We start from the raw sequence: 23,325 nt of genomic DNA, 5'->3' as shown, positions 1-23,325 counted from the left end.
CGACCTCCTGGGGGACCCCATGACCGATCACCATCCCGCGCCGAACGCCGGCGGACAGCCCGGCGGACAGCAGCAGTACGGGCAGCAGCAGTACGGCCAGCAGCAGTACGGCCAGCAGGCGCCCGGCGCCGCGGCCCCGGTCGGACCGGACGGGCAGCCACCGCTCTGGGCGCCCTGGTACGGGATCTCGCTGCCGAAGGCCGTCGGACGCTTCTTCCGGAAGTACGCGACCTTCAGCGGCCGTGCCAGCCGCAGCGAGTTCTGGTGGTGGATGCTCGTCAACGTCGTGGTGTCCACCGTGCTCACCGGCGGCGGCGTCCTGCTCGCCGCCGCGCTCGCGTCCACGCGGACGGTCCGGACCGACTACGGCGTCTACGAGGTGTCGAACCCGGCACCGCCGATCGCCTTCGTGTTCCTCATCGCCGGCCTGCTGTGGGCGCTCGCGACGCTCGTGCCGTCCCTCGCGCTCGGCTGGCGACGGCTCCACGACGCGAACCTGTCGGGGGCGCTCTGGATCATCGCGCTGTTCGTCGGCGTCGTCGGGATCGTCTTCGGTGTCCTGCCGTCCAACCCCGAGGGTGCTCGGTTCGACCGACCCACGGACCGCTAGAGGACCGTCCGGCTCGGCACGACGGCGCGCTCCTCGGCGGAGGGCGCCGTCGTCGTCCCCGGCAGGTCGGCCACGCGGCCGGGTGCAACCCTGGTTGACTCACAGTCGAGCGCACCTCGACACCAGGGAGACCACCGTGAGCGACAACCCGCAGCAGCCGTACGGCAAGCGCGACGACGACCAGCCGTACGGGCAGCAGCCGTACGGGCAGCAGGAGCAGTACGGCCAGCCGTCGTGGGGGCAGCAGCAGGGCCAGTACGGCCAGCAGCAGTACGGCCAGCAGCCGTACGGCCAGCAGCAGTACGGCCAGCAGCCGTACGGCCAGGCGCAGCAGTACGGCCAGCAGGTGCAGACCGGCCCGAACGGTGAACCGCCGCTGTGGGCACCGTGGTACGGCATCTCGTTCCCGAACGCCGTCAAGCGCGTCTTCACGAAGTACGTCCGCTTCGACGGGCGCGCGAGCCGCAGCGAGTTCTGGTGGTGGTACCTCGCCCAGGTCATCGTCGTCGGCGTGCTCTACGTCCTCATGGGCGTCGGAGGGGCCACCTCCGGCATCCAGTCCGACCCGGTCACGGGCACGACCTCCGGATCGCCGAACGCGCTCTACTGGATCGCCGCCGTCCTCCTCACCCTCTACTCGCTCGCCACGATCATCCCGAACCTGGCGATCACCTGGCGCCGCCTGCACGACGCCAACCTGGCGGGGCCGTTCTTCTTCCTGTCGGTCATCCCGTTCGTCGGCGGCATCATCCTGCTCGTGCTGACGATCCTCCCGTCGAAGCCGGAGGGGCAGCGCTTCGACCGCCCCGAGCGCGGCTGAGACACCCGGAACGCGACGGAGCCCTCCTTCCCCGACCGGGGGAGGAGGGCTCCGTCGCGCTGGCGGCTCGGGCGCCGGGTCAGACCACGCGGACCCGCGCGAGCGACCCGTCGACGACCAGGTCGCGGATCGTCGTCGTCGGGTCGGCGATCTCGAACCGGAGGGCACCGCCCGGCTGGTCGAACCACGGGTGCACGAACCGCACGGTGACGAGGAACGGCCGTTCGACGACGTACCGGTGCACCTCGGGGGAGGCCGTGGCGTGCGGCGGCAGGGACCGCGCGTGCAACGGGGTCTCGATGGGGTGCAGGAGGTAGCCGTCCGGGCCGCCGATGCGGTCCACCGGGACGCCGGCCGGGATCTGGATCGTCAGTCCGGCGTCGCCCGTCGTCGCCACCTGCTGGGCGAGCTGCGGGTAGGTCGACGCCGACCGGTCACGCATCTGGTCGAGGTCGGACCGGCGGACGTCCCGCGCGTCCGGGAACGGGCGGTTGAGGAACCGCCGGAGCATCTCGACCGCGTCGTCCTCACCGCGTGCGGTGGCGAGCCGCCGAGCGGTGCCGTAGTCGACGACCTCGAGGGCGAACGCCTCGGCGTCGACGGGCACGATCCGCAGTGCACCCTCCACCGGCGGCTCGTGCAGCGTCTCCCCGGGGAGCTGCACGTACCGGACCGTGTAGCCGAGCTGATCGAGGATGGGCCGAGTGTCCGCGAACGTCATGAGCGGGAGCCTAGCGCGCCCGCCCATGACGATGCTGGCGGCGTCGCGCTGCTAGCCACGGCCGCGCATGACGGCCTGCTTGACCTCGGAGATCGCCTTCGTCACCTGGATCCCGCGCGGGCAGGCGTCGGTGCAGTTGAAGGTGGTCCGGCAGCGCCAGACACCCTCCTTGTCGTTGAGGATGTCGAGGCGCACGTCGGCCGCGTCGTCACGCGAGTCGAAGATGAAGCGGTGCGCGTTCACGATCGCAGCCGGGCCGAAGTACTGCCCGTCGGTCCAGAACACCGGGCACGACGACGTGCAGGCGGCGCAGAGGATGCACTTGGTCGTGTCGTCGAACCGGGCACGGTCGGCGACCGACTGGATGCGCTCCTTGCCCTTCTCCGGCGCCGACTTCGGCTGCAGGAACGGTTGGACCTCGCGGAAGGACGTGAAGAAGGGCTCCATGTCCACGATGAGGTCCTTCTCGAGCGGCAGGCCCTTGATCGCCTCGACGTAGATCGGCTTCGAGATGTCGAGGTCCTTGATCAGCGTCTTGCAGGCCAGCCGGTTGCGCCCGTTGATGCGCATCGCGTCCGATCCGCACACGCCGTGCGCGCAGGATCGTCGGAACGTCAGGGACCCGTCCTGCTCCCACTTGATCTTGTGCAGCGCGTCGAGGATGCGGTCGGTCGGCAGCATCATGACGTCGAAGTCCTGCCAGCGCGGCTCGTCGTCCACGTCCGGGTCGAACCGCCGGACGATGACCGTCACGGAGAAGGACCCGGGAGGGGCGTCCTGCACGGTGTCGGTGCGGGGTGCGTCGGAGACCAGGGTGTCGGTCATCTCAGTACTTCCTCTCCATCGGCTCGTAGCGCGTCATGACGACGGGCTTCCAGTCGAGCGTGATGTGGTCGTCGGCGAGTGACGAGTGCGGATCGCCCGTCAGGTACGCCATGGTGTGCTGCATGTAGTTCTCGTCGTCGCGCTTCGGGTAGTCGTCGCGCATGTGCCCGCCGCGGGACTCCTTGCGGTTCCGTGCCGAGTACACGACGACCTCGGCCAGGTCGAGCAGGAACCCGAGCTCGACCGCTTCGAGCAGGTCGGTGTTGAACCGCTTGCCCTTGTCCTGCACCGAGACCTGCATGAAGCGGTTCCGGAGCGTGTGGATGGTCTCCGTCACGCGGGCGAGGGACTCGTCGGTGCGGAACACCTGCGCGTTCTTGTCCATCTCCTCCTGCAGCTCCTTGCGGAGCACGGAGACCCGTTCGGTCCCGGTGGAGGCCCGGAGCTGCTCGAGCATGCCGCGCACGTTCGCCGCGGGGTCCTCGGGCAGCGGCAGGAACTCGGCCGTCTGCACGTACTCGGCGGCGTTGTTGCCCGAGCGCTTGCCGAACACGTTGATGTCGAGGAGCGAGTTCGTGCCGAGGCGGTTCGATCCGTGCACCGAGACGCACGCGCACTCGCCCGCGGCGTACAGCCCGGGGACGACCGTCGTGTTGTCGGCGAGGACCTCGGCCTTGACGTTCGTCGGGATGCCGCCCATCGCGTAGTGCGCGGTCGGCATCACCGGCACCGGCTCGACGACCGGGTCGACGCCGAGGTAGGTGCGGGCGAACTCGGTGATGTCCGGCAGCTTCGTCTCGAGCACCTCGGCGCCGAGGTGTGTGCAGTCGAGCAGCACGTAGTCCTTGTTCGGGCCGGCGCCGCGGCCCTCGGCGACCTCCTGCACCATGCACCGCGCGACGATGTCACGCGGTGCCAGGTCCTTGATGGTCGGGGCGTACCGCTCCATGAACCGCTCCCCGGAGGCGTTGCGGAGGATCGCGCCCTCGCCGCGGGCGCCCTCGGTGAGGAGGATGCCGAGTCCGGCCAGACCGGTCGGGTGGAACTGGAAGAACTCCATGTCCTCGAGCGGGAGGCCGGTGCGCCACACGATGCCGACGCCGTCACCGGTCAGGGTGTGCGCGTTCGACGTGGTCTTGAACATCTTGCCGAAGCCGCCGGTCGCGAAGATCATCGCCTTCGCGTGGAACACGTGCAGCTCGCCCGTCGACAGTTCGAACGCGACGACGCCGGCCGGCTGCTTCCGGGTCACCCCGTCGTCCCCGACGACGTCGACCATGATGAGGTCGAGCGCGTAGAACTCGTTGTGGAACTCGACGCCGAGCTTCACGCAGTTCTGGAAGAGGGTCTGCAGGATCATGTGGCCGGTGCGGTCGGCGGCGTAGCAGGCACGACGGACCGGGGCTTTGCCGTGGTCACGCGTGTGCCCGCCGAAGCGGCGCTGGTCGATCTTGCCCTCGGGCGTCCGGTTGAACGGCAGCCCCATGTTCTCGAGGTCGATGACGGCGTCGATCGCCTCCTTCGCCAGGATCTCGGCCGCGTCCTGGTCCACCAGGTAGTCACCGCCCTTGATCGTGTCGAAGGTGTGCCACTCCCACGAGTCCTCTTCGACGTTCGCGAGCGCTGCCGCCATGCCGCCCTGCGCCGCGCCCGTGTGTGAGCGCGTCGGGTAGAGCTTCGAGATGACCGCGGTCTTCGCCTTCGGCCCGGCCTCGATGGCGGCTCGCATGCCGGCGCCTCCTGCGCCGATGATGACGATGTCGTACTGGTGGTGGTGGACGGTGATGTCGGTCACAGGGGTCTTTCGATCAGGAGGTGGAGCGTGCGGGGACGTCGTGCGCGAAACGTCGCTACTGCGCGGGGCAGAACGACGGCAGGTCCGCGGCGGCGGCGCCGGCGGGGCACGGGTCGAAGGTCCAGCACACGAGCGTGCCGAGGACGATCAGGAGCACGCAGGCGAGGAGCACCGCGCCGAGCAGGGTCTTGCGGACGCCGGGCTTGGCCACGTAGTCGTTGATGATCGTCCGCATGCCGTTCGACCCGTGGACGAGCGCGAGCCAGAGCATCGCGGTGTCCCAGATCCGCCAGAACGGGCTCGCCCACTTGCCGGCGACGAAGGCGAAGTCGATCTGCTTGACGCCCTCGCCGGCGACCATGTTGACGAAGAGGTGGCCGAAGATGAGCACGACGAGCAGGACGCCCGACGCGCGCATGTAGATCCAGCCCCACTTCTCCCAGTTGGTGGTGCGGCGGGCAGCGTCGGCGCTGCGGGGCGGAGCGATGGTCTCGGTGGTCATGACGGAGCCCTCAGTTGAAGTCGGCGACGAGGTTCATGAGCTGGCGTGGCAGGAAGCCCGCGATCGCCACTGCCCAGAGCACGAGGACGACCCAGAACATGGCCCGCTGGTACTTCGGACCCTTCGACCAGAAGTCGATGAGGATGATCCGCAGCCCGTTGAACGCGTGGAACACGATGGCGCCGACGAGGGCGATCTCGCCGAGGTTCATCAGCGGCGTCTTGTACGTGCCGATCACGGCGTTGTACGCCTCGGGGGAGAGCCGGACCAGCGCCGTGTCGAGGATGTGCACGAGCAGGAAGAAGTAGATCGCGACGCCGGTGATCCGGTGCAGGACCCAGGACCACATCCCGATGCTCCCGCGGTACAGCGTTCCCTGCGGGACACGCGTCCGAGGTGAGTCGATCGACGTACCGTCGATGGTCACCTGCGGTGCGGCTGTCGCCGTCCCGCCTGCGGTCTGCTCGGCCATGAGCTCGCCTTCCCGTAGGGCCGGCGCACCGATCGGCGCGCCGTTGCCGTCGTGTTCGTGTGGAACACCTCCATCCTACGTCCGAGCACCGACCTTCTCGTCCCACCCCGTCCGGGCGGTGCGTGTGGGGGCCGGGGGAGCGCCGATCGTGCGGGCCGTCTCGTGGTGCGCGAGCAGTTCGTCGCCGACCGCCTCCCACGTGGTGCCCTCGACGCGGAGGCGACCGGCGGACCCCATCCGCTCGGCGAGCGCGCGGTCCGTGTGCAGCCGGGTGACCGCGCGGCGCAGGGCGAGCGGTGCGTCGGGGTCGTAGAGCTCGCCGTCGAGGCCCGGGGCGACGAGGTCGAGCGGTCCGCCGGAGGCCGGGGCGACGACCGGCAGGCCGGCCGCGTGGGCCTCCTGCAGTGTCTGCCCGAACGTCTCCGCCGCACCCGTGTGCACGAAGACGTCGAGCATCGCGTAGGCGTCGGCCAGGTCGGCACCGCGCAGCGGTCCGGTGAACGTCACGTCCAGGTGACGGAGTCGACGCTCGAGGAACGGGCGGGAGGGTCCCCCTCCTGCGACCACGACCCGGATGCCCGGCATGCCGCCGAGTTCGGCGAGCCGCTCGACCTCCTTCTCCGGTGCCAGCCGTCCCACGTAACCGACGATGGTCTCGCCGCGCGGCGCGATGCGGCGGCGCACGGCGCGGACGGAGGCGGACGTCCGGCGGGCCGGGTGGAACAGCGCGGTGTCGACGCCTCGTCCCCACCGGGCGACGCGCGGCACGCCCTCCTCGGCGAGCATCGCCGCGGTCGCGGAGGACGGCGCGAGCGTCAGCGAGGCGCCGGCGTGGATCCGCCCGAGGACCCGGCGGACCAGCGGGGCGGCCGCGGAGAGGCCGTTGCGGCGGGCGAACCCGGCAACGTCGGTCTGGAAGACGGCGACGGAGGGGATGCCGAGCCTCCCGGCCGCCGTGATCGCGCGGCCCCCCAGCAGGAAGGGGCTGGCTGCGTGGAGCACGTCGGCGCCGGAGGCGGCGAGGATCGTGTCGAGGACCGGGTGCGGGAGTGCGACGGGGAACTGCCGGTACGCGACCGCGGGGATGCGGTGGACGTCGAACCCGAGGTGCCGCTCCTGTTCCGACCGCGACCGCCAGGCGGCGAGACCCGGGGTGTCCGGGGCGATGACCACCGCCCGGTGACCGCGTCGGCGGAGGTGCTCGAGCACCGCGAGGACGCTCGTGGTGACGCCGTTGAGGGTGGGCAGGAAGCTCTCGGTCACGACGGCCACGGTCCGGGGGGACTCGGTGCCTCGCTCCACGCTGCGTGCGTTCATGGCACGGCCCATGTTCCGGGCGGCGCGTGGACGAGCGGGGGGTGCGACGTGAACGCGGCGCACGCGAGGGGTGAACAGACCGTGCGTCGCCCCGGGCAGCCGTCCACGACACGTCCAGGTCGCACGCAGCTGCTTCCCCGGGCCGCCGGTACGGTGGGCGCGTGACGGACGCACTCGACGACTTCTACGCGATCATCCCGGCCGGCGGCATCGGCTCCCGCCTGTGGCCGCTCTCGCGCGCCGACGCCCCCAAGTTCCTGCACGACCTGACCGGTTCCGGTTCCTCGCTGCTGCGACAGACCTGGGACCGCCTGGCGCCGCTCGCGGGACCGGACCGGATCATGGTCGTCACCGGACGCGCACACCGCGCCGCCGTCGAGTCGCAACTCCCCGGCGTCCCGGACCACAACGTCGTGCTGGAGAGCGAACCGAAGGACTCCACCGCGGCGATCGGCCTCGCCGCGGCGATCCTGCACCGTCGGGAGCCGGACGTCGTGATCGGCTCCTTCGCCGCCGACCACGTCATCGGTGACGCCCGCGGGTTCCGCCGGTCCGTGCGCGAGGCCGTCGCAGCCGCCCGGGCCGGGTACATCACCACGATCGGCATCACGCCCTCCGAGCCCGCGATCGGCTTCGGGTACATCCACGCCGCCGACGACGCCCTCGGCGCCGACGGTGCACCGACCGCGCACGCCGTCCGGTCCTTCGTCGAGAAGCCGGACCTGCAGACCGCCGAGGAGTACCTGGCGAACGGGTCGTACCTGTGGAACGCCGGCATGTTCATCGCCCGTGCCGACGTGCTGCTCGCCGAGATCGGACGCACCGAGCCGGAGCTGCTGGCGGGCATCGAGGAACTCGCGGCCGCCTGGGACACCCCGGCCCGCGGTGTCGTCGTCGACCGGATCTGGCCAGGGCTGAAGAAGATCGCGATCGACTACACCGTCGCGGAGCCCGCAGCCGCGGCAGGGCGTATGGCGGTCGTGCCGGGGGACTTCGACTGGGACGACGTCGGCGACTTCGCCTCGCTCGCCAAGCTCCAGTCGGGCGGGCGGAAGAACAACCTCGCGGTGCTCGGCGACAACGCCCGTATCCTGGCCGACTCCGCGAGCGGCATCGTCGTGTCGCAGAGCAACCGGCTCATCTCGCTGATCGGCGTCGAGGACATCGTCGTCGTCGACACCCCGGACGCGTTGCTCGTGACCACGAGTGCGAACGCGCAGCGGGTCAAGGGCGTGGTGGACGCGCTGAAGATCAGCGGGCGGGACGACGTGCTCTGACGAGCGGGGTGCGATGGCCCGGGTCGGGGCGACCGGACGCGGGTCGGGGCGACCGGACGCGGGTCGGGGCGACCGGACGGGGGAGCGGCGGTGTCGTCGTCTCGGGGGAACTGCGAGCGGGGGAGCGAGCATGGCGGACATCGAGTACGACCCGGGGGATTCCTACGGAACCACGACCGCGGGGGATGCACTCTCCCGGTACGACATCCACGTCGGCCGCTTCATCGCCCTGGCATCTGCCGGGCTGCCCGACTCGGTCACCTCGGCCGACGACCTGCACGCCGGCGAGGTCTACGGCGGACAAGCACGGAACGTGCTCCCTGCCGAGGTCGGGAACGGTGACCAGCTGGCCACCGGTGGGCGCAACGCAGGCTCGGGCATCGTGTCGATCCGTCGAAGCCAGCATTCGGTGCGACGACCTTCGGAGCGAACGGTGGTCAGGTGCCCGACGGGACCGAACCGCGACCGGTCCTGCATCACGACCCGCTGGATGCCGACGGTTCGGGGTACCTCGACCGGAACACGGAGACCCTCCGCAACGTCGGCGCCGCAACCACGGGTCATGACGAAGACCTCACCGCATCCGACCCGATCCCGATGACCGAGCGCGACGAAGCCCTGTGCGGGTTTGCGGATCAGGGAGGCCGGAGCTGACGTGCCTGAACTCGCACATCCGCCGCGGGGCTGCCGGGACCGCGACGCTTCTGGCGCTCAGCTTGCTGTTCGCGGGCTGCGCGCAACAGCCTGCACCACCCAACCCCTCAGAGAGGACTCCTCGCGTGGCCCCGGAAACCGCGAAGCAGCAGATGACCGATGCTGTGGACGACATCACAGGGCAGTTGGGTGGCGCCTGGGAGCAAGGAACAGGTCCGGACTCCGCCGACGCCTGCGTGCTCCCGGATGGTCGACCAGGAGCGCAGTGGGTGGATCTGAGGACCCGGCCGTCGGTGGGTGATGTCCCTGCTGACCTGGCCGAGGTCGAGTCGCGATGGCGGAAGCAAGGGATGACGATCGAACGCCAGGGATCTGCGGCACATCCGACTGTCGTCGGTCGGGGAAGCGCCGTGACGGATTCGATCAGTTCGACCGTGACGGACGACCAGTACGGCGTCCAGGCGCTGTCACGTTGTTCCCCCGGTGATCCTGACGCGCTCCAGTCACCACGAGAGCACGCTGGTGGAACCTTCGCCTGAGGAGCGCACGCCGATCGGCCCCGTACCGATGACGGAACGCGACCAGCGACGGCCGGGAACCGAGGACCACGGGAGTGGAGACCGATGACGACAGACTCGCCACTGCGACGTCGCGCCGCGGTCGGGCTGGTGATCTTGGTGCTCGGTGTGACCACAGCGTGCGCTCAACAGCGAGCGGAGTCCGCTGGACCAGGAAGGACGCCTGCGGTGGATCCCGAGAGCGCGCAGCAACTGATGGTCGACGTCGTGGAGGACGCGACGGAGAGCCTCGGTGGGAATTGGCGAGTCCGGTCCGGGCCGGACTACGCCGAAGCCTGCGAACTGCCCGACGGGGACATCGGAGCGAAGTGGACGTACTTCCTCACGCGCGCGCAAACCGGTGACGTCTCGGCGGACGTGGCCGAGCTCGAGGCGCGTTGGAGGGCCAGGGGGATGGCCCTCGAACGCTTGGGAACGAAGACGGAGCCGACGGTCATCGGCCGGGGTGGCGATCGCACGGGGGCCATCAGCTTCTCCGTCGCACCGGGTCTCTATGTCATCCAGAGCGCGTCGCTCTGCTTCCCCGGCAACGCGGACGACAGCTCCTGAACCATCTCGCGGACCGGCGGGTGTGTGGCATGCGTGCGCGATCCTCCAGGCCGCAGCCCGTCTGTAGCGCTCCATCACGAAACCCCTCGAACTGGGGCCACGCCCTACGCGCAGCGTTTCCGGCGCGTTACAGCGCGGTCGCGATCACGTAACCGATGCGGGAGGGCGTCCAGAGGGGTCCTGCACCGCCCGGCCGGTCGTGTACTGTCCTCACGATCGCCCGGTGCGCAGTGACTCCGGGCCGACTCCCGATCTCCCCGGAGGAACCCCCCGTGTCATCTCGTTCCCGTCGCATCGCCATGAGCGGCCTCGCGCTCGTCGGCACCGTCGCCGTGCTCGCCGGCTGTGCGTCCGCCCCGTCCGAGTCCACCTCGTCCAAGAAGTCCGACTTCCTGCCCTGCATGGTGTCCGACGCCGGTGGGTTCGACGACAAGTCGTTCAACCAGCTCGGCTACGAGGGCATGGTGTCGGCTGCCGACGACCTCGGCGCCCAGTACAAGAAGGCCGAGTCCAAGGACGCCACCGTCTACGACTCGAACATCCAGCAGCTCGTCAGCCAGAACTGCAACCTCGTCGTCACGGTCGGGTTCAACCTCGCCGCCTCGACGAAGAAGCAGGCCGCGGCGAACCCGGACACCGACTTCGCGATCATCGACGACAACTCGATCGACGCGGAGAACGTCAAGCCGATCACCTTCGACACCTCGCAGGCCGCCTTCCTGGCCGGCTACGCGGCCGCGTCCTACTCGAAGTCCGGCGTCGTCGGCACCTTCGGCGGCATGCAGATCCCGACCGTCACCATCTTCATGGACGGCTTCGCGGACGGCGTCGAGTACTACAACGAGCAGAAGAAGAAGGACGTCAAGGTCGTCGGCTGGGACGTCGCGAGCCAGAAGGGCTCCTTCACCGGTGGCTTCGAGGCCGGCACGCAGGCGAAGTCGGTCGCGCAGTCGCTGCTCGACCAGGACGCCGACGTGATCCTGCCCGTCGGTGGCCCGATCTACCAGAGCGCCGCCGAGGCCATCAAGGACGCCGACAACGGCTCCGTCCTGATCGGCGCGGACAGCGACCTGTACGAGGCCGACCCCCGCTACAAGGACATCGCCTTCACCTCGATCGAGAAGGGCATGAAGCCCGCCGTCAAGGACGTCGTCGAGCAGGCCGCCAAGGGCGACTTCGCGAAGACCCCGTACGTCGGCACGCTCGAGAACGACGGCGTCGGCATCGCGCCGTTCCACGACTACGAGTCCAAGGTCGACTCGGGTCTGCAGGGTGAGCTCGACGAGATCACGGCCGGCATCATCGACGGCTCGATCGAGGTCGAGACCGAGGCCACCGTCAAGTAGTCCGTCGAACGCGGGCGGGGGATCACTCCTCCGCCCGCGTTCTCGCGCGCACGGAACCGTCGCGCACCCGAGACAGAAATAGACTCACCGACATGAAGCTCGAACTCCGCGGCATCACGAAGCGGTTCGGCACCCTGGTCGCCAACGACCACATCTCGATCACCGTCGAACCGGGCGAGGTGCACTGTCTCCTCGGCGAGAACGGTGCGGGCAAGTCGACCCTCATGAACGTCCTCTACGGCATGTACCAGGCCGACGAGGGCGAGATCCTGCTCGACGACGTCGTCCAGCACTTCGACGGGCCCGGCGACGCCATGCGCTCCGGCATCGGCATGGTGCACCAGCACTTCATGCTCGTGCCGGTCTTCACCGTGGCCGAGAACGTCATGCTCGGGCAGGAGGAGACGTCGTTCGGCGGGCGACTCGACCTCGCCGGCGCCCGGAAGCGCGTGCGGGAGATCTCCGCCCGGTTCGGGTTCGACGTCGACCCCGACGCACGGGTCGGCGACCTGCCGGTCGGTGTGCAGCAGCGCGTCGAGATCATCAAGGCGCTGTCCCGTGACGCCTCGGTCCTGGTGTTCGACGAGCCGACGGCCGTCCTCACCCCGCAGGAGACCGACGAGCTGATGGGCATCATGCGCCAGCTCCGCGAAGCCGGCACCGCCATCGTCTTCATCACGCACAAGCTCCGTGAGGTCCGCGAGGTCGCCGACCGCATCACCGTCATCCGCCTCGGCAAGGTCGTCGGCGAGGCGTCCCCGACGGCGTCGAACAGCGAGCTCGCGGCGCTCATGGTCGGCCGCAGCGTCGAACTCGTCGTGGACAAGGCCCCGGCCGCCCCGGGGGAGGCCGCGCTCGTCGTCGAGGACCTGACGGTCACCGACGCGGACGGCATCGTGCTCGTCGATGACGTTTCCTTCACGGTCCGGCGCGGTGAGGTGCTCGCCATCGCCGGCGTGCAGGGCAACGGGCAGACCGAGCTCACCGAGGCGATCATGGGCCTCGAGCCCGTCCGCTCCGGCCGCATCACGCTCGACGGGCGCGAGGTCACCGGCCGCAGCGTCAAGCAGATCCTCGACGCGGGCGTCGGGTTCGTGCCCGAGGACCGCAAGGAGGACGGGCTGGTCGGCGAGTTCACCATCGCCGAGAACCTCATGCTCGACCGTGCCGACGCCGCCGAGTTCGTCCGCGCCGGCACCATCCGCGCCGCCGAGCGGGACACGTTCGCCGACGAGAAGATCGCCGAGTTCGACATCCGCACGCCCGGACGCACCACGGCGGCCGGGCGGCTCTCGGGCGGCAACCAGCAGAAGATCGTCCTCGCCCGCGAACTGAGCCGGCCCCTGCGGCTCTTCGTCGCCGCACAGCCCACGCGCGGCATCGACGTCGGGTCGATCGAGTTCGTGCACAAGCGCATCGTCGAGACCCGCGACAGCGGCGTCCCGGTGATCGTCGTCTCCACCGAGCTCGACGAGGTCGTCGCGCTCGCCGACCGGATCGCCGTGATGTACCGCGGCACGATCGTCGGCATCGTCCCGGCGTCCACACCCCGCGACGTCCTCGGACTCATGATGGCGGGCGAACTGCCCGCAGGAACGGAGCTCGCCGCGTGAGCGACACCACGCCGGAGCACGGCGGCGTCACCCCGCCGTCGGACCGCAGCACGCCCCCCGTCGACGCGACCACGGGCCTCCCGGCCGGGTCCGCCGCCGCACCCGCGGTGGACGACCGCCTGCAGGAGGTGGCCGGCCCGCCGCACCTGATGACCGACTCCGCTGCGGACAGCGAGCGCCGCGATGGCGGCGACGGCCGATGGAGCGACGCGATGCGCAGCATCGTGAACGGCTCCGTCCTCACCACGGTGCTCGCGGTGGTCCTCGCCCTCGTGGCGAGCGGTGTCCTCATCGCCCTCACCGACAAGGACGTCCAGGCCGCGGCCGGGTACTTCTTCGCCCGACCGACCGACATGCTCCGCGCCATCGGCACCGCGGTCGGTGGCTCGTACTCGTCGCTGTTCCAGGGGTCCGTCGTCAACTTCGGCGCGCCGTCGTTCGCGAGTGCGATCACGCCGATCACCCGGTCCGTCGACTACGCGGTGCCGCTCGTCGTCGCCGGACTCGGCGTCGCCGTGGCGTTCCGCGCGGGGCTGTTCAACATCGGCGGCCAGGGGCAGGTGCTCATCGCCGCCGCGGCAGCGGGCTGGGTCGGCTTCTCGTTCGATCTGCCGGCAGCGGTGCACATCCCGCTGACGATCCTCGCCGGCATCGTCGGCGGTGCGGTCTGGGCGGGTCTCGTCGGCGTCCTCAAGGCCCGGACCGGGGCCAACGAGGTCGTCCTGACGATCATGCTCAACTACGTCGCCCTCTACCTGCTCTCCTTCATGCTCCGGACGCCCGGGCTGCTGCAGGCCGGCGGGAGCCCGAACCCGATCTCCCCGGCGACGAAGGACAGCGCGCTGCTCCCGGCGCTGTTCGGGCCGCGCTTCGGCATCAACGTCGGCTTCATCGTCGCGGTCCTCGCGGTGATCGCCGTCTGGTGGCTGCTGAACAAGTCCTCGCTCGGCTTCCGCTTCCGGACCATCGGCGAGAACCCGCGAGCCGCCCGCGTGGCCGGCATGAGCGTGCCGAGCCTGACGGTCTGGGTGCTCGTGATCTCGGGTGGGCTCATCGGCATCGCCGGTGCCTACCAGGTCGAGGGAGCGGTGACCACCGGGTTCACCTCGGGCATCGACGCCGGCATCGGCTTCGACGCCATCACGGTCGCGCTCCTCGGGCGCTCGAAGCCCTGGGGCACCTTTTGGGCGGCGATCCTGTTCGGCGTGCTGAAGAACGGCGGCTACGCGATGCAGGCCGCTGGCGGCATCCCGATCGACATCGTCGACGTCATCCAGGCCCTCATCGTCCTGTTCATCGCGGCCCCGCCGCTCGTCCGCGCGATCTTCCGCATCCCGCAGCCGGGCGCGCGTCGTCGCACCACGCAGAACACCAAGCGGAAGGCGGTCGCCGCGTGAGCACCCTCAGCCCCACCGCCGTCCCGGCGACGCCCGTCCCGGACCGCGCCGTCGAGACCACGAGGAGCTGGAAGGCACCGATCGCCTTCGTCGTCTTCTCGGTGCTCGCCGCCGTGCTGTTCCTCGGCGTCGGCCGAGGTGGCACCACCACGTTCCGGCTCGCGAACGCCGGCGACTTCGTGCAGCTGCCGGACGTCGGCCTGCCCGCGCTCGGGACCGGCGTCGTCGTCGTCCTGGTCCTGTCGCTCCTCACCGCGGTCTCGTTCGTCTTGGTGGGCCGCTACCGGCCCGTCCCGCTGTGGCTGACGAGCGTCTTCGCCGTCGTCTTCGTCATCGGGTTCCTGACCTGGGCGGCCGCGGACAAGACGATCCCGCTGCCCGGCCTGCTCGTCGGCGCGATCGGCCTGAGCGTCCCGCTCGTGTTCGGTGCGCTCGGCGGCGTCATCTCGGAGCGTGTCGGTGTCGTGAACATCGCGATCGAGGGCCAGTTCCTCGCCGGCGCCTTCACCTCGGCGCTCATCGCGTCGCTGACGGGGTCGGCCTGGGTCGGTCTGGTCGGCGCCCTCGTCGCGGGTGTGCTCGTGTCGTTCGTCCTCGCGGCGTTCAGCATCAAGTACCTCGTCGACCAGGTCATCGTCGGGGTCGTCATCAACGCGTTCATCTCCGGGCTCACCGGCTTCCTGTACTCGCAGGTGCTGTCCCCGGACGAGGAGCGCCTGAACGTCGGCGTCACCTTCCCGCGCTTCGAGATCCCGGTCCTGCACCAGATCCCGGTCATCGGCCCGGTGCTGTTCGAGCAGACCGTCATCGTGTACCTGGCGTACATCGCGGTCGCCGTCGTGACCTTCGCACTCTTCAAGACCCGCTGGGGCCTGCGCCTCCGCGCGGTCGGCGAGCACCCGGAAGCGGCGGACACCGTCGGCATCAACGTCACCGGCACGCGGTTCTGGAACGTCTCGCTCGCCGGTGCGATCGCCGGTCTGGGTGGTGCGTACTTCACGCTCGACGCGGTCGGGCCGTTCACGAAGGACATGACGGACGGGGCGGGCTACATCGCCCTGGCCGCGGTCATCTTCGGGCGGTGGGACCCGATCAAGGCGACGCTCGCGGCGCTGCTGTTCGGCTTCGCGTCGAACCTGCAGAACACGCTCGGTGCGATCAACTCGCCGGTGCCGAGTGAGTTCCTGCTCATGCTGCCCTACGTCGTCACCATCTTCGCGGTCGCCGGCCTGGTCGGGCAGTCGCGGGGACCGGCGGCCGCCGGCAAGCCGTACATCAAGAACTAGCCGGGAGGCACGGCACATGACCGACACGAACGCTGCGGGACACGACGGCGGAGCGACCGACCCCGTGACCGGCGAGCCGGCCTGGACGGACCCGGCCACGACCCTCCCGGCCGACCCGGAGGCTCCGATCGACGGCCGCACCGCGTCGGACGCTGAGGTCGACTGGGACGCGCTCCGCGAGGCCGCCACGACCGCGATGGGCCGCGCCTACGTGCCGTACTCGTCGTTCCCGGTGGGCGCCGCGGCGCTCACCGACGACGGCCGGATCGTGTCCGGGTGCAACGTCGAGAACGCGTCGTACGGGGTCACCCTGTGCGCCGAGTGCTCGCTCGTGTCGCAGCTCTTCATGACCGGCGGCGGCAAGCTCGTCGCGTTCACCTGCGTGGACGGCGACGGGGCGACCCTCATGCCGTGCGGCCGCTGCCGCCAACTGCTGTTCGAACACTCGGCCGAGGGCATGCTCCTCGAGACCGTCTCGGGCATCCGCACCATCGACGAGGTCCTGCCGGACGCCTTCGGCCCCCGGACCCTCGTCACCTACCAGCAGGAGCACTGACCATGGCAGTCGAGCCCTTCGACACCGTCGACCTCATCCGCACGAAGCGCTCGCACGGCGCCCTCTCCACGCCGGAGATCGACTGGTTGGTGGACGCCTACACGCGCGGCTACGTCGGGGACGAGCAGATGGCCGCGTTCGCGATGGCGGTCTTCCTCAACGGCATGGAGCGTCGGGAGATCAAGGACCTCACCCTCGCGATGATCGCGTCGGGCGAGCGGATGTCGTTCGGCTCGCTCGGCAAGACCACGGTCGACAAGCACTCCACCGGGGGCGTCGGCGACAAGATCACGCTGCCGCTCGCGCCCCTCGTCGCGACGTTCGGCGTCGCGGTGCCGCAGCTGTCCGGGCGCGGCCTCGGGCACACGGGCGGCACCCTCGACAAGCTCGAGTCGATCCCGGGCTGGCAGGCCGCGATCTCGAACGAGCGGATGACGGAGATCCTCGACCAGGTCGGCGCGGTCATCTGCGCCGCCGGGTCGGGCCTGGCCCCGGCCGACAAGAAGCTCTACGCCCTGCGGGACATCACCGGCACGGTCGAGTGCATCCCGCTCATCGCGTCGAGCATCATGTCGAAGAAGATCGCCGAGGGCACCGCGGCGCTCGTCCTCGACGTGAAGTTCGGCTCCGGCGCCTTCATGGCCGACTTCGAGCAGTCGAAGCTCCTCGCACAGACGATGGTCGACCTCGGCACGGACGCCGGCGTCGCGACCTCGGCGCTCCTCACCGACATGGAGGTCCCGCTCGGGCTGACCATCGGCAACGCCCTCGAGGTGCGCGAGTCCGTCGAGGTCCTCGCCGGCGGCGGACCCGCCGACGTGGTCGAGCTCACGGTCGCGCTGGCGTCCGAGATGCTGCGTCTGGCCGGGCAGCCGGACGCCGACCCGGCGGCAGCGCTGGCGGACGGTCGAGCGATGGACACCTGGCGCCGGATGATCGAGGCCCAGGGCGGCGACGCATCGGCCTCGCTGCCCGTCGCAGCCGAGTCGCACGTGGTCACCGCGACCGAGTCCGGCGTCCTCACCACCCAGGAGGCCCTGCCCTTCGGCATCGCGGCCTGGCGCCTCGGCGCCGGTCGTGCCCGTGCCCAGGACCCGGTGCAGGCGGGCGCCGGCATCGAACTGCACGTCAAGCCGGGCGACACCGTCACGGCCGGGCAGCCGCTGTGGACGCTGCACACCGACGAGCCCGCCCGGTTCGAGCGTGCCCTCGAGTCGCTCGACGGTGCCTGGTCGATCGGGGACGCCGCGCCGCAGCGCGGACCGATCGTGCGCGAGCGCATCCAGTAGCGACGCGACCAGCAGACGGACGGGAGGCCCGCCACACGTGCCGTGGCGGGCCTCCCGTCCGTCTCGTCCACCGTGGGGACGCAGTGTCGCGTCGTCCACGGTCTGGTCCGTCCGACACTGCGGTGGCGCGGTCGCGACCGGTAGCCTGGGACGCATGAGCGACGCCGCCACGACCTACCGCCTGCCCGACGCCGGAGCGGTCATCAACGACCTGCCCAAGGTCTCGCTGCACGACCACCTGGACGGCGGACTCCGTCCCGCGACCATCATCGAGCTGGCGGCCGCCGACGGGGTCGACCTGCCGACCACCGACCCGACCGAGCTCGCCACCTGGTTCGCAGACCAGTCGAACTCCGGGTCGCTGGTCGAGTACCTGAAGACCTTCGACGTCACGACCGCCGTCATGCAGACGGCCGCCGGTCTCACCCGGGTCGCCCGCGAGTTCGTCGAGGACCTCGTCGCGGACGGCGTCGTCTACGGCGAGATCCGCTGGGCGCCGGAGCAGCACCTGCAGCGCGGGCTGACCCTGGACGAGACCGTGGAGGCCGTGCAGGCCGGCATCGAGGAAGCCGTCGACGCCGCCGGTGGGTCGATCCGCGTCGGCCAGCTCGTCACCGCGATGCGGCACGCCGACCGCGCGATGGAGATCGCCGAACTCGCCGTCCGCCACCGCGACCGTGGGGTCGTCGGCTTCGACATCGCCGGGGCCGAGGCCGGGTTCCCGGCGTCGAACCACCGCGCGGCGTTCGAGTACCTGGCCTCCGAGCTCTTCCCCGTCACGGTGCACGCGGGCGAGGCCGACGGACTCGCGTCGATCCGGTCCGCGCTCATCGACGGCCGAGCCCTCCGCCTCGGCCACGGTGTGCGGGTGTTCGAGGACGTCACCCTCACCGACGGCGGCGACGGGTCGATGCTCGCCACCCTCGGCGAGGTCGCGTCCTGGGTCCGCGACCGCGAGATCCCGCTCGAGGTGGCGCCGCAGTCGAACCTGCAGACCGGGGCGATCGCGGCCTGGGGCGACGACCTCGCCGACCACCCGTTCGACGTGCTGTACCAGCTCGGCTTCCGGGTCACGGTGAACACCGACAACCGGCTGATGAGCAACACCTCGCTGTCCAAGGAGCTCGCCCTGCTCGCCGCCACGTTCGGCTACGACCTCGACGACCTCGCCGCGTTCCAGATCAACGCTGCACTCGGGTCGTTCCTGTCGCTCGAGGACCGCGAGGAGATCATCGCCGCGATCACCGCCGGGTACGCGGAGGCCTGATCCGATGGGGCTGCCGCCGCTGCCGGACCCGGCCGTCGTGCTCGGGGCGTCCGCGTCCTCGTGGCGGGACGCCCTGGGCGCGGTCGGCGGTGCCCTCGTCGCCTCGGGCGCGACCACCCCGGCGTACACCGATGCCATGACCGCCATGGTCGAGGAGCACGGGCCGTACATCGTCATCTCGCCCGGGCTCGCGTTCGCGCACGCCCGGCCGGGTGCGAGCGTGCTGCGGGACGGCCTGGCGGTCGTCACCCTGGCGTCGCCCGTGACGTTCGGGCACCCGCACAACGACCCGGTGTCGGTCGTGCTCGGGCTCGCCGTCGCCGAGGTCGGCACGCACCTCGAGTCGATCGGCGCGATCGCCAACCTGTTCAACGACGCCTCGGTCACCGGGCGCCTCGCCGCCGCCACCACGGCCGACGAGGTCCGGGCCATCATGGGAGTGACGACGGCATGAAGATCGTGACCATCTGCGGAGCCGGCATCGGCGCGAGCGCCATCCTCAAGGTGAACGCCGAGAAGGCGCTCGACGCGCTCGGACTGGCGGCGGAGGTGGTGGCCGCGGACGTCGCCTCCGTGCGGCAGGTGGCGGACGACGCGAACGTCATCCTCACGAGCCAGGAGTTCGTCGAGACGATCGGGACGACCTACGCCGAGGTCATCGTGATCCGGAACCACTTCGACCAGAGCGAGATCACGGCGGCGGTCGAGAAGGCGCTGGGGTAGGGGCCGGGCCGGTACGATCGGCGCATGGTCAGCACCGACAACCCCCTGAACGACCCCGCCGTCGACCCCTTCGACGTGGCCCGCGACGCCGCAGCCGTCATCGCGTCGCGGTCCGGCATCGAGCGGCACGACGTTGCCCTGACGCTCGGCTCCGGCTGGGGGAAGGCCGCCGACCTCCTCGGCGAGACCGTGTCCGAGATCCCCGCGGCGGACGTGCCGGGCTTCAGCGCCTCGGCGGTGCCCGGACACTCCGGGACGGTCCGCTCGATCCGGCTCGCCGACGGCCGCCACGCGCTCGTCATCGGCGCCCGGACGCACTACTACGAGGGCCACGGCGTCCGTCGCGTCGTGCACAGCGTCCGCACCGCTGCGGCCACGGGCGCGTCGATCATGGTGCTGACGAACGGCGCCGGTGGCATCAAGGAGACCTGGACGCCCGGGACGCCGGTGCTCATCAGCGACCACATCAACCTCACCGCGGACAGCCCGCTCGAGGGCGCCACGTTCATCGACCTGACCGACCTCTACTCGGCGCGCCTGCGCGAGGTGGCGAAGTCGATCGACCCGACCCTCGACGAAGGCGTCTACACCCAGTTCCGCGGCCCGCACTACGAGACGCCGGCCGAGGTGCAGATGGCCAAGGCGATCGGCGGGCACATCGTCGGCATGTCCACCGCGCTCGAGGCCATCGCCGCTCGACAGGCGGGCATGGAGGTCCTCGGGTTCTCGCTCATCACGAACCTCGCCGCGGGCATCCAGACCACCCCGCTGTCGCACACCGAGGTGCTCGAGGCGGGCAAGCAGGCCGAGCCCGTCATCGCGGACCTGCTCGCCCGCGTGGTGGCCGCGCTGTGAGCCGGCACGACGGTCCGAGCGACGGCGCGATCGCGGACGGTGACCTCGTCGTCGGCGGTGGGCGGGACGTGCTCTCCGCCGCCCGGGTGTGGATCGAGCAGGACCCCGACGAGCAGACCCGCGCCGAGCTCCAGCAGCTCGTCGACGCGGAGGACACGGACGAACTGGCGGCCCGGTTCGCCGGACGGCTGCAGTTCGGGACCGCGGGCCTGCGAGCCGAACTCGGAGCCGGACCCCTGCGGATGAACCGTGTGGTCGTCACACAGGCTGCCGCCGGCCTGGCACGGTTCCTCATCGACTCCGGTCGTGCCCGCAGCGTCGTGATCGGGTACGACGGTCGCGTCAACTCGGACGTCTTCGCGCGCGACTCCGCCGAGGTCATGCGCGGCCTCGGGCTCGACGTCACGTTGCTCCCGAGCGCACTGCCGACCCCGCTCGTGGCGTTCGCGGTCCGGCACCTCGACGTCGGCGCCGGTGTCATGGTCACGGCGAGCCACAACCCGCCGCGGGACAACGGCTACAAGGTGTACCTCGGCGGTGCCGACGCTGGCTCGCAGATCGTGCCGCCGGTCGACGCCGAGATCGCCGCCGCGATCGACGTCATCGCCGCAGGGGACATCCGGACGCTCGACCGGGCGACGGACTACACCGTCGCGGACCAGTCACTCGTGCAGGCGTACGTGGACGCCACGGCCGCGACCGTGCCGGCTCCGGCCCTCGCGGTCGAGGCGCAGCCCTCCGTCGTCTACACGGCCATGCACGGCGTCGGGTGGGAGACGGCGCGGGCCGTGTTCACGCGTGCCGGATTCCGCGAGCCGGCCGTGGTGCCGGAGCAGATCGAGCCGGACGGTGCGTTCCCGACGGTGTCGTTCCCGAACCCGGAGGAGCCGGGCGCGATGGACCTGTCGATCGCGCGCGGTGTCGAACTCGGAGCGGACCTCGTCATAGCCAACGACCCGGACGCCGACCGCCTGGCGCTCGCGATCCCCGACGGCGCCGGCTCCTACCGCCGGCTCTCCGGCAACGAGGTCGGCTGGCTCCTCGGTTGGCGTGCCGCGGCCCGTGCTGCCGCCGCCGGTTCGACCGGGGTCCTCGCGGCGTCGATCGTCAGCTCGCCGGCACTGTCCCGCGTGGCCGAGCAGCACGGCCTCGGGTACCGCGACACCCTCACCGGGTTCAAGTGGGTCTCCCGCGTGCCCGACCTGCTGTTCGGCTACGAGGAGGCACTGGGCTACCTCGTCGATCCGCAGGTCGTGCGCGACAAGGACGGCATCTCCGCCGCGCTCGAGCTCCTGTCGCTCGCGACCGAACTCGCGGCGGACGGGAAGACCGTCGCCGACCAGCTCGACGCGTTCGCGGAGCGGTTCGGGGCGTTCTCGTCCGGGCAGGTGTCGACCCGCGTCGACGACCTGTCGCGCATCGGGCAGATCATGGCGTCGCTGCGGTCGACGACGCCGGCGGACCTCGGCGGGATCAGCATCGCGTCCGTGACCGACTTCCTGGACGGTGCCGAGGGCTTCCCGCCGTCGGACATCCTGCGCTTCGACCTCGAGGGCGGCGCACGGGTGATCGTCCGCCCGAGCGGCACGGAGCCGAAGGTGAAGGTCTACATCGACACCGTCGCGGCCACGCCCGCAGAGGCCGACGCGCTCACCGACCGCCTGGCGGCAGCGGTGCGCCCCCTCGTGTCCTAGCGCGCGAGGTGCGACGCGCGACGCCTGGTGCGGCGCCGCGGCGCCTGGGCACAACGAGAACCCGCTCGAACCACTGCATCCGGTGGCACGAGCGGGTTCTCGTTGTGCGGGTGCGAACGGCACCAGGGCTGTCGTCCACCGGTGCCCGGTTCGGGAGCGCTGTCCACGAGCTGGCGGGACCGGCCCGCTGCGGGATGTGGCCGGACCAGGCTGCGGGCATGCAACGACTCCACATCATCAGGGGCGGAACTGCCGACCCTACCGGGCGACGCGGCGCAGACCTCGTCGCAGCTGCCGACCGAGGCGTCCTCGTCCGGCTCGCACCGGGCAGGTACGTCGAGGCCGAGCGGTGGCGAGCGGTCGACGCCCGGACCCGTCACCTCGCTCGGATCGACGCCATCGACGACCGGATCGCGCAGCGGCTCGTCGTGTCGCACGTCTCGGCGGTCGCGCTGCACGGACTCCCCTGGAGTGGTGAACTGCCCGAGGTCGTCGACGTCATCGATCCGCACCGCACCACGGGTCAGTCGCTCCGACTCCTGCGGAAACACCGGGGAAGGGGCGGCCGACGCGCGTCGTCCGGGCACCGTCGGGTCGACCGGTCACGGACATGCTCAGCACCGTCGTCGACATCGCGCTCACCCAGGAGCTGCGGCGCTCGGTGCCCGTCCTGGACGTCGCGAGACAGCGCGGCGTCGAGCGAGCGGCGCTCCGGACGGAGCTGGACGCGCGGTCGTCGGTCCACGGCCGCGACCGGGCGCGCTTCGCGATCGAGTTCGCCGACCACCGGAGTGGTTCGGTGGGGGAGTCCGTCGCCCGGGTCGCGCTGGACGAGGTCGGGGCACCACAGCCCCACCTGCAGGTCGACTTCCGGGACAGCTCCGGCTTCGTCGCGCGGGTCGACTTCTGGTTCCCCGACCAGGGCGTCGTCCTCGAGTTCGACGGTGCAGCGAAGTACCGCGACCCCGCGTTCCGTGCCGCCGGCCTCACCGCCGAGGACGTCCTCGTACAGGAGAAGCGTCGTGAGGACCGGCTCCGACTCGTCCCGGAGGTCCGGCGAGTCGGGCGGTTCGGCTGGGCCGAGACGCAGGACACGGGCCTGTTGCGGGCGCTGCTGGTGGGGCTCGGGCTCCCGCTGCGGGAACGACGGTTCCGGACGATCCGTTGAGCGGCACCCCG

At 70.8% G+C, this 23,325-nt stretch carries 24 protein-coding genes; 18 read left to right on the top strand and 6 right to left on the bottom strand.

Annotated features, from left to right (window positions below; translation table 11 throughout):
- Positions 1–19: 19 nt before the first annotated feature.
- Both DEI91_RS06065 and DEI91_RS06060 read left to right on the top strand, forming a co-directional pair.
- On the top strand, positions 20–610 hold the full coding sequence (locus DEI91_RS06065) for a DUF805 domain-containing protein (RefSeq protein WP_111051436.1): 591 nt from the start codon (positions 20–22) through the stop codon (positions 608–610).
- A gap of 136 nt (positions 611–746) precedes the next feature.
- Positions 747–1,430: a DUF805 domain-containing protein gene (locus DEI91_RS06060; RefSeq protein WP_309148044.1), complete on the top strand. Its 684-nt coding sequence runs from the start codon at positions 747–749 to the stop codon at positions 1,428–1,430.
- A gap of 79 nt (positions 1,431–1,509) precedes the next feature.
- On the opposite strand, the gene DEI91_RS06055 is transcribed toward DEI91_RS06060, so the two are convergent.
- The 6 genes from DEI91_RS06055 to DEI91_RS06030 all read right to left on the bottom strand — a co-directional run bounded on the left by DEI91_RS06055 (position 1,510) and on the right by DEI91_RS06030 (position 7,008).
- On the bottom strand, positions 1,510–2,151 hold the full coding sequence (locus DEI91_RS06055) for a TNT domain-containing protein (RefSeq protein ID WP_181439506.1): 642 nt from the start codon (positions 2,149–2,151) through the stop codon (positions 1,510–1,512).
- A 51-nt stretch (positions 2,152–2,202) separates the two neighbouring features.
- The gene (locus DEI91_RS06050) at positions 2,203–2,976 is read right to left on the bottom strand and encodes a succinate dehydrogenase iron-sulfur subunit (protein ID WP_110824560.1); all 774 of its coding nucleotides are present in this window, start codon (positions 2,974–2,976) and stop codon (positions 2,203–2,205) included.
- Position 2,977: 1 nt separating this feature from the next.
- Positions 2,978–4,771 carry a succinate dehydrogenase flavoprotein subunit gene (gene sdhA / locus DEI91_RS06045; RefSeq protein WP_110824559.1) on the bottom strand — a complete coding sequence of 598 codons (1,794 nt, stop codon included), beginning with the start codon at positions 4,769–4,771 and terminating at the stop codon, positions 2,978–2,980.
- 55 nt (positions 4,772–4,826) lie between these two features.
- Complete coding sequence (gene sdhD / locus DEI91_RS06040) at positions 4,827–5,273, bottom strand: succinate dehydrogenase, hydrophobic membrane anchor protein (RefSeq protein ID WP_110889974.1); 447 nt, start codon at positions 5,271–5,273, stop codon at positions 4,827–4,829.
- Positions 5,274–5,283: 10 nt separating this feature from the next.
- Complete coding sequence (gene sdhC / locus DEI91_RS06035; protein ID WP_111051434.1) at positions 5,284–5,745, bottom strand: succinate dehydrogenase, cytochrome b556 subunit; 462 nt, start codon at positions 5,743–5,745, stop codon at positions 5,284–5,286.
- A 75-nt stretch (positions 5,746–5,820) separates the two neighbouring features.
- On the bottom strand, positions 5,821–7,008 hold the full coding sequence (locus DEI91_RS06030) for a glycosyltransferase family 1 protein (protein WP_309148043.1): 1,188 nt from the start codon (positions 7,006–7,008) through the stop codon (positions 5,821–5,823).
- 215 nt (positions 7,009–7,223) lie between these two features.
- Between DEI91_RS06030 and DEI91_RS06025 the strand changes: the two genes are divergently transcribed.
- From DEI91_RS06025 to DEI91_RS05955, 16 genes are all read left to right on the top strand, one after another.
- Positions 7,224–8,339, top strand: a complete 1,116-nt coding sequence (locus DEI91_RS06025) for a mannose-1-phosphate guanylyltransferase (protein ID WP_111051432.1) — start codon at positions 7,224–7,226, stop codon at positions 8,337–8,339.
- Positions 8,340–8,780: 441 nt separating this feature from the next.
- Positions 8,781–8,993 carry a hypothetical protein gene (locus tag DEI91_RS06020; protein ID WP_111051431.1) on the top strand — a complete coding sequence of 71 codons (213 nt, stop codon included), beginning with the start codon at positions 8,781–8,783 and terminating at the stop codon, positions 8,991–8,993.
- 125 nt (positions 8,994–9,118) lie between these two features.
- A complete protein-coding gene (locus DEI91_RS15920) occupies positions 9,119–9,532 on the top strand; it encodes a hypothetical protein (RefSeq protein WP_146244223.1) in 414 nt (137 codons plus the stop codon).
- A 207-nt stretch (positions 9,533–9,739) separates the two neighbouring features.
- On the top strand, positions 9,740–10,120 hold the full coding sequence (locus DEI91_RS06015) for a hypothetical protein (RefSeq protein WP_111051430.1): 381 nt from the start codon (positions 9,740–9,742) through the stop codon (positions 10,118–10,120).
- A gap of 272 nt (positions 10,121–10,392) precedes the next feature.
- Positions 10,393–11,466, top strand: coding sequence for a BMP family protein (locus tag DEI91_RS06010; protein WP_111051429.1), 1,074 nt, complete (start codon positions 10,393–10,395; stop codon positions 11,464–11,466).
- Between the two features lie 92 nt (positions 11,467–11,558).
- A complete protein-coding gene (locus tag DEI91_RS06005) occupies positions 11,559–13,079 on the top strand; it encodes an ABC transporter ATP-binding protein (RefSeq protein WP_111051428.1) in 1,521 nt (506 codons plus the stop codon).
- Positions 13,076–14,476: an ABC transporter permease gene (locus tag DEI91_RS06000; RefSeq protein WP_375537669.1), complete on the top strand. Its 1,401-nt coding sequence runs from the start codon at positions 13,076–13,078 to the stop codon at positions 14,474–14,476. Before DEI91_RS06005 ends, DEI91_RS06000 begins: the two co-directional genes overlap by 4 nt.
- Positions 14,473–15,762, top strand: a complete 1,290-nt coding sequence (locus DEI91_RS05995) for an ABC transporter permease (RefSeq protein WP_111051427.1) — start codon at positions 14,473–14,475, stop codon at positions 15,760–15,762. Before DEI91_RS06000 ends, DEI91_RS05995 begins: the two co-directional genes overlap by 4 nt.
- A 127-nt stretch (positions 15,763–15,889) precedes the next feature.
- Positions 15,890–16,318, top strand: a complete 429-nt coding sequence (locus DEI91_RS05990) for a cytidine deaminase (protein ID WP_258374339.1) — start codon at positions 15,890–15,892, stop codon at positions 16,316–16,318.
- Positions 16,319–16,320: 2 nt separating this feature from the next.
- A complete protein-coding gene (locus tag DEI91_RS05985) occupies positions 16,321–17,607 on the top strand; it encodes a thymidine phosphorylase (protein ID WP_111051425.1) in 1,287 nt (428 codons plus the stop codon).
- Between the two features lie 154 nt (positions 17,608–17,761).
- On the top strand, positions 17,762–18,874 hold the full coding sequence (locus DEI91_RS05980) for an adenosine deaminase (protein WP_111051424.1): 1,113 nt from the start codon (positions 17,762–17,764) through the stop codon (positions 18,872–18,874).
- A gap of 4 nt (positions 18,875–18,878) precedes the next feature.
- The gene (locus tag DEI91_RS05975; RefSeq protein ID WP_111051423.1) at positions 18,879–19,328 is read left to right on the top strand and encodes a PTS sugar transporter subunit IIA; all 450 of its coding nucleotides are present in this window, start codon (positions 18,879–18,881) and stop codon (positions 19,326–19,328) included.
- Positions 19,325–19,597, top strand: a complete 273-nt coding sequence (locus DEI91_RS05970) for a PTS sugar transporter subunit IIB (RefSeq protein WP_111051422.1) — start codon at positions 19,325–19,327, stop codon at positions 19,595–19,597. The genes DEI91_RS05975 and DEI91_RS05970 overlap by 4 nt, the downstream gene beginning before the upstream one ends.
- Before the next feature lie 24 nt (positions 19,598–19,621).
- Complete coding sequence (locus tag DEI91_RS05965) at positions 19,622–20,452, top strand: purine-nucleoside phosphorylase (protein ID WP_111051421.1); 831 nt, start codon at positions 19,622–19,624, stop codon at positions 20,450–20,452.
- 68 nt (positions 20,453–20,520) lie between these two features.
- Positions 20,521–22,146: a phospho-sugar mutase gene (locus DEI91_RS05960; RefSeq protein ID WP_258374338.1), complete on the top strand. Its 1,626-nt coding sequence runs from the start codon at positions 20,521–20,523 to the stop codon at positions 22,144–22,146.
- Between the two features lie 610 nt (positions 22,147–22,756).
- Positions 22,757–23,314, top strand: coding sequence for a hypothetical protein (locus DEI91_RS05955; protein WP_111051420.1), 558 nt, complete (start codon positions 22,757–22,759; stop codon positions 23,312–23,314).
- Positions 23,315–23,325: the final 11 nt, after the last annotated feature.

It is taken from the genome of Curtobacterium sp. MCBD17_032, from assembly GCF_003234855.1.
In the GTDB taxonomy this organism is placed as follows: domain Bacteria; phylum Actinomycetota; class Actinomycetes; order Actinomycetales; family Microbacteriaceae; genus Curtobacterium.
The sequence above is the reverse complement of the archived record's forward strand: the minus strand, read 5'-3'. Positions and strand labels throughout refer to the sequence as shown.

Excerpts from the sequence above, each read along its gene's own strand:
- DEI91_RS06055 (WP_181439506.1), bottom strand. The coding sequence starts at position 2,151 with ATGACGTTCGCGGACACTCGGCCCATCCTCGATCAGCTCGGCTACACG.
- DEI91_RS05970 (WP_111051422.1), top strand. The coding sequence starts at position 19,325 with ATGAAGATCGTGACCATCTGCGGAGCCGGCATCGGCGCGAGCGCCATC.
- sdhC (WP_111051434.1), bottom strand. The coding sequence starts at position 5,745 with ATGGCCGAGCAGACCGCAGGCGGGACGGCGACAGCCGCACCGCAGGTG.
- DEI91_RS05975 (WP_111051423.1), top strand. The coding sequence starts at position 18,879 with ATGGGGCTGCCGCCGCTGCCGGACCCGGCCGTCGTGCTCGGGGCGTCC.
- DEI91_RS06065 (WP_111051436.1), top strand. The coding sequence starts at position 20 with ATGACCGATCACCATCCCGCGCCGAACGCCGGCGGACAGCCCGGCGGA.
- DEI91_RS05985 (WP_111051425.1), top strand. The coding sequence starts at position 16,321 with ATGGCAGTCGAGCCCTTCGACACCGTCGACCTCATCCGCACGAAGCGC.
- DEI91_RS05980 (WP_111051424.1), top strand. The coding sequence starts at position 17,762 with ATGAGCGACGCCGCCACGACCTACCGCCTGCCCGACGCCGGAGCGGTC.
- DEI91_RS05965 (WP_111051421.1), top strand. The coding sequence starts at position 19,622 with ATGGTCAGCACCGACAACCCCCTGAACGACCCCGCCGTCGACCCCTTC.
- DEI91_RS06005 (WP_111051428.1), top strand. The coding sequence starts at position 11,559 with ATGAAGCTCGAACTCCGCGGCATCACGAAGCGGTTCGGCACCCTGGTC.
- DEI91_RS06050 (WP_110824560.1), bottom strand. The coding sequence starts at position 2,976 with ATGACCGACACCCTGGTCTCCGACGCACCCCGCACCGACACCGTGCAG.
- sdhD (WP_110889974.1), bottom strand. The coding sequence starts at position 5,273 with ATGACCACCGAGACCATCGCTCCGCCCCGCAGCGCCGACGCTGCCCGC.
- DEI91_RS05955 (WP_111051420.1), top strand. The coding sequence starts at position 22,757 with ATGCTCAGCACCGTCGTCGACATCGCGCTCACCCAGGAGCTGCGGCGC.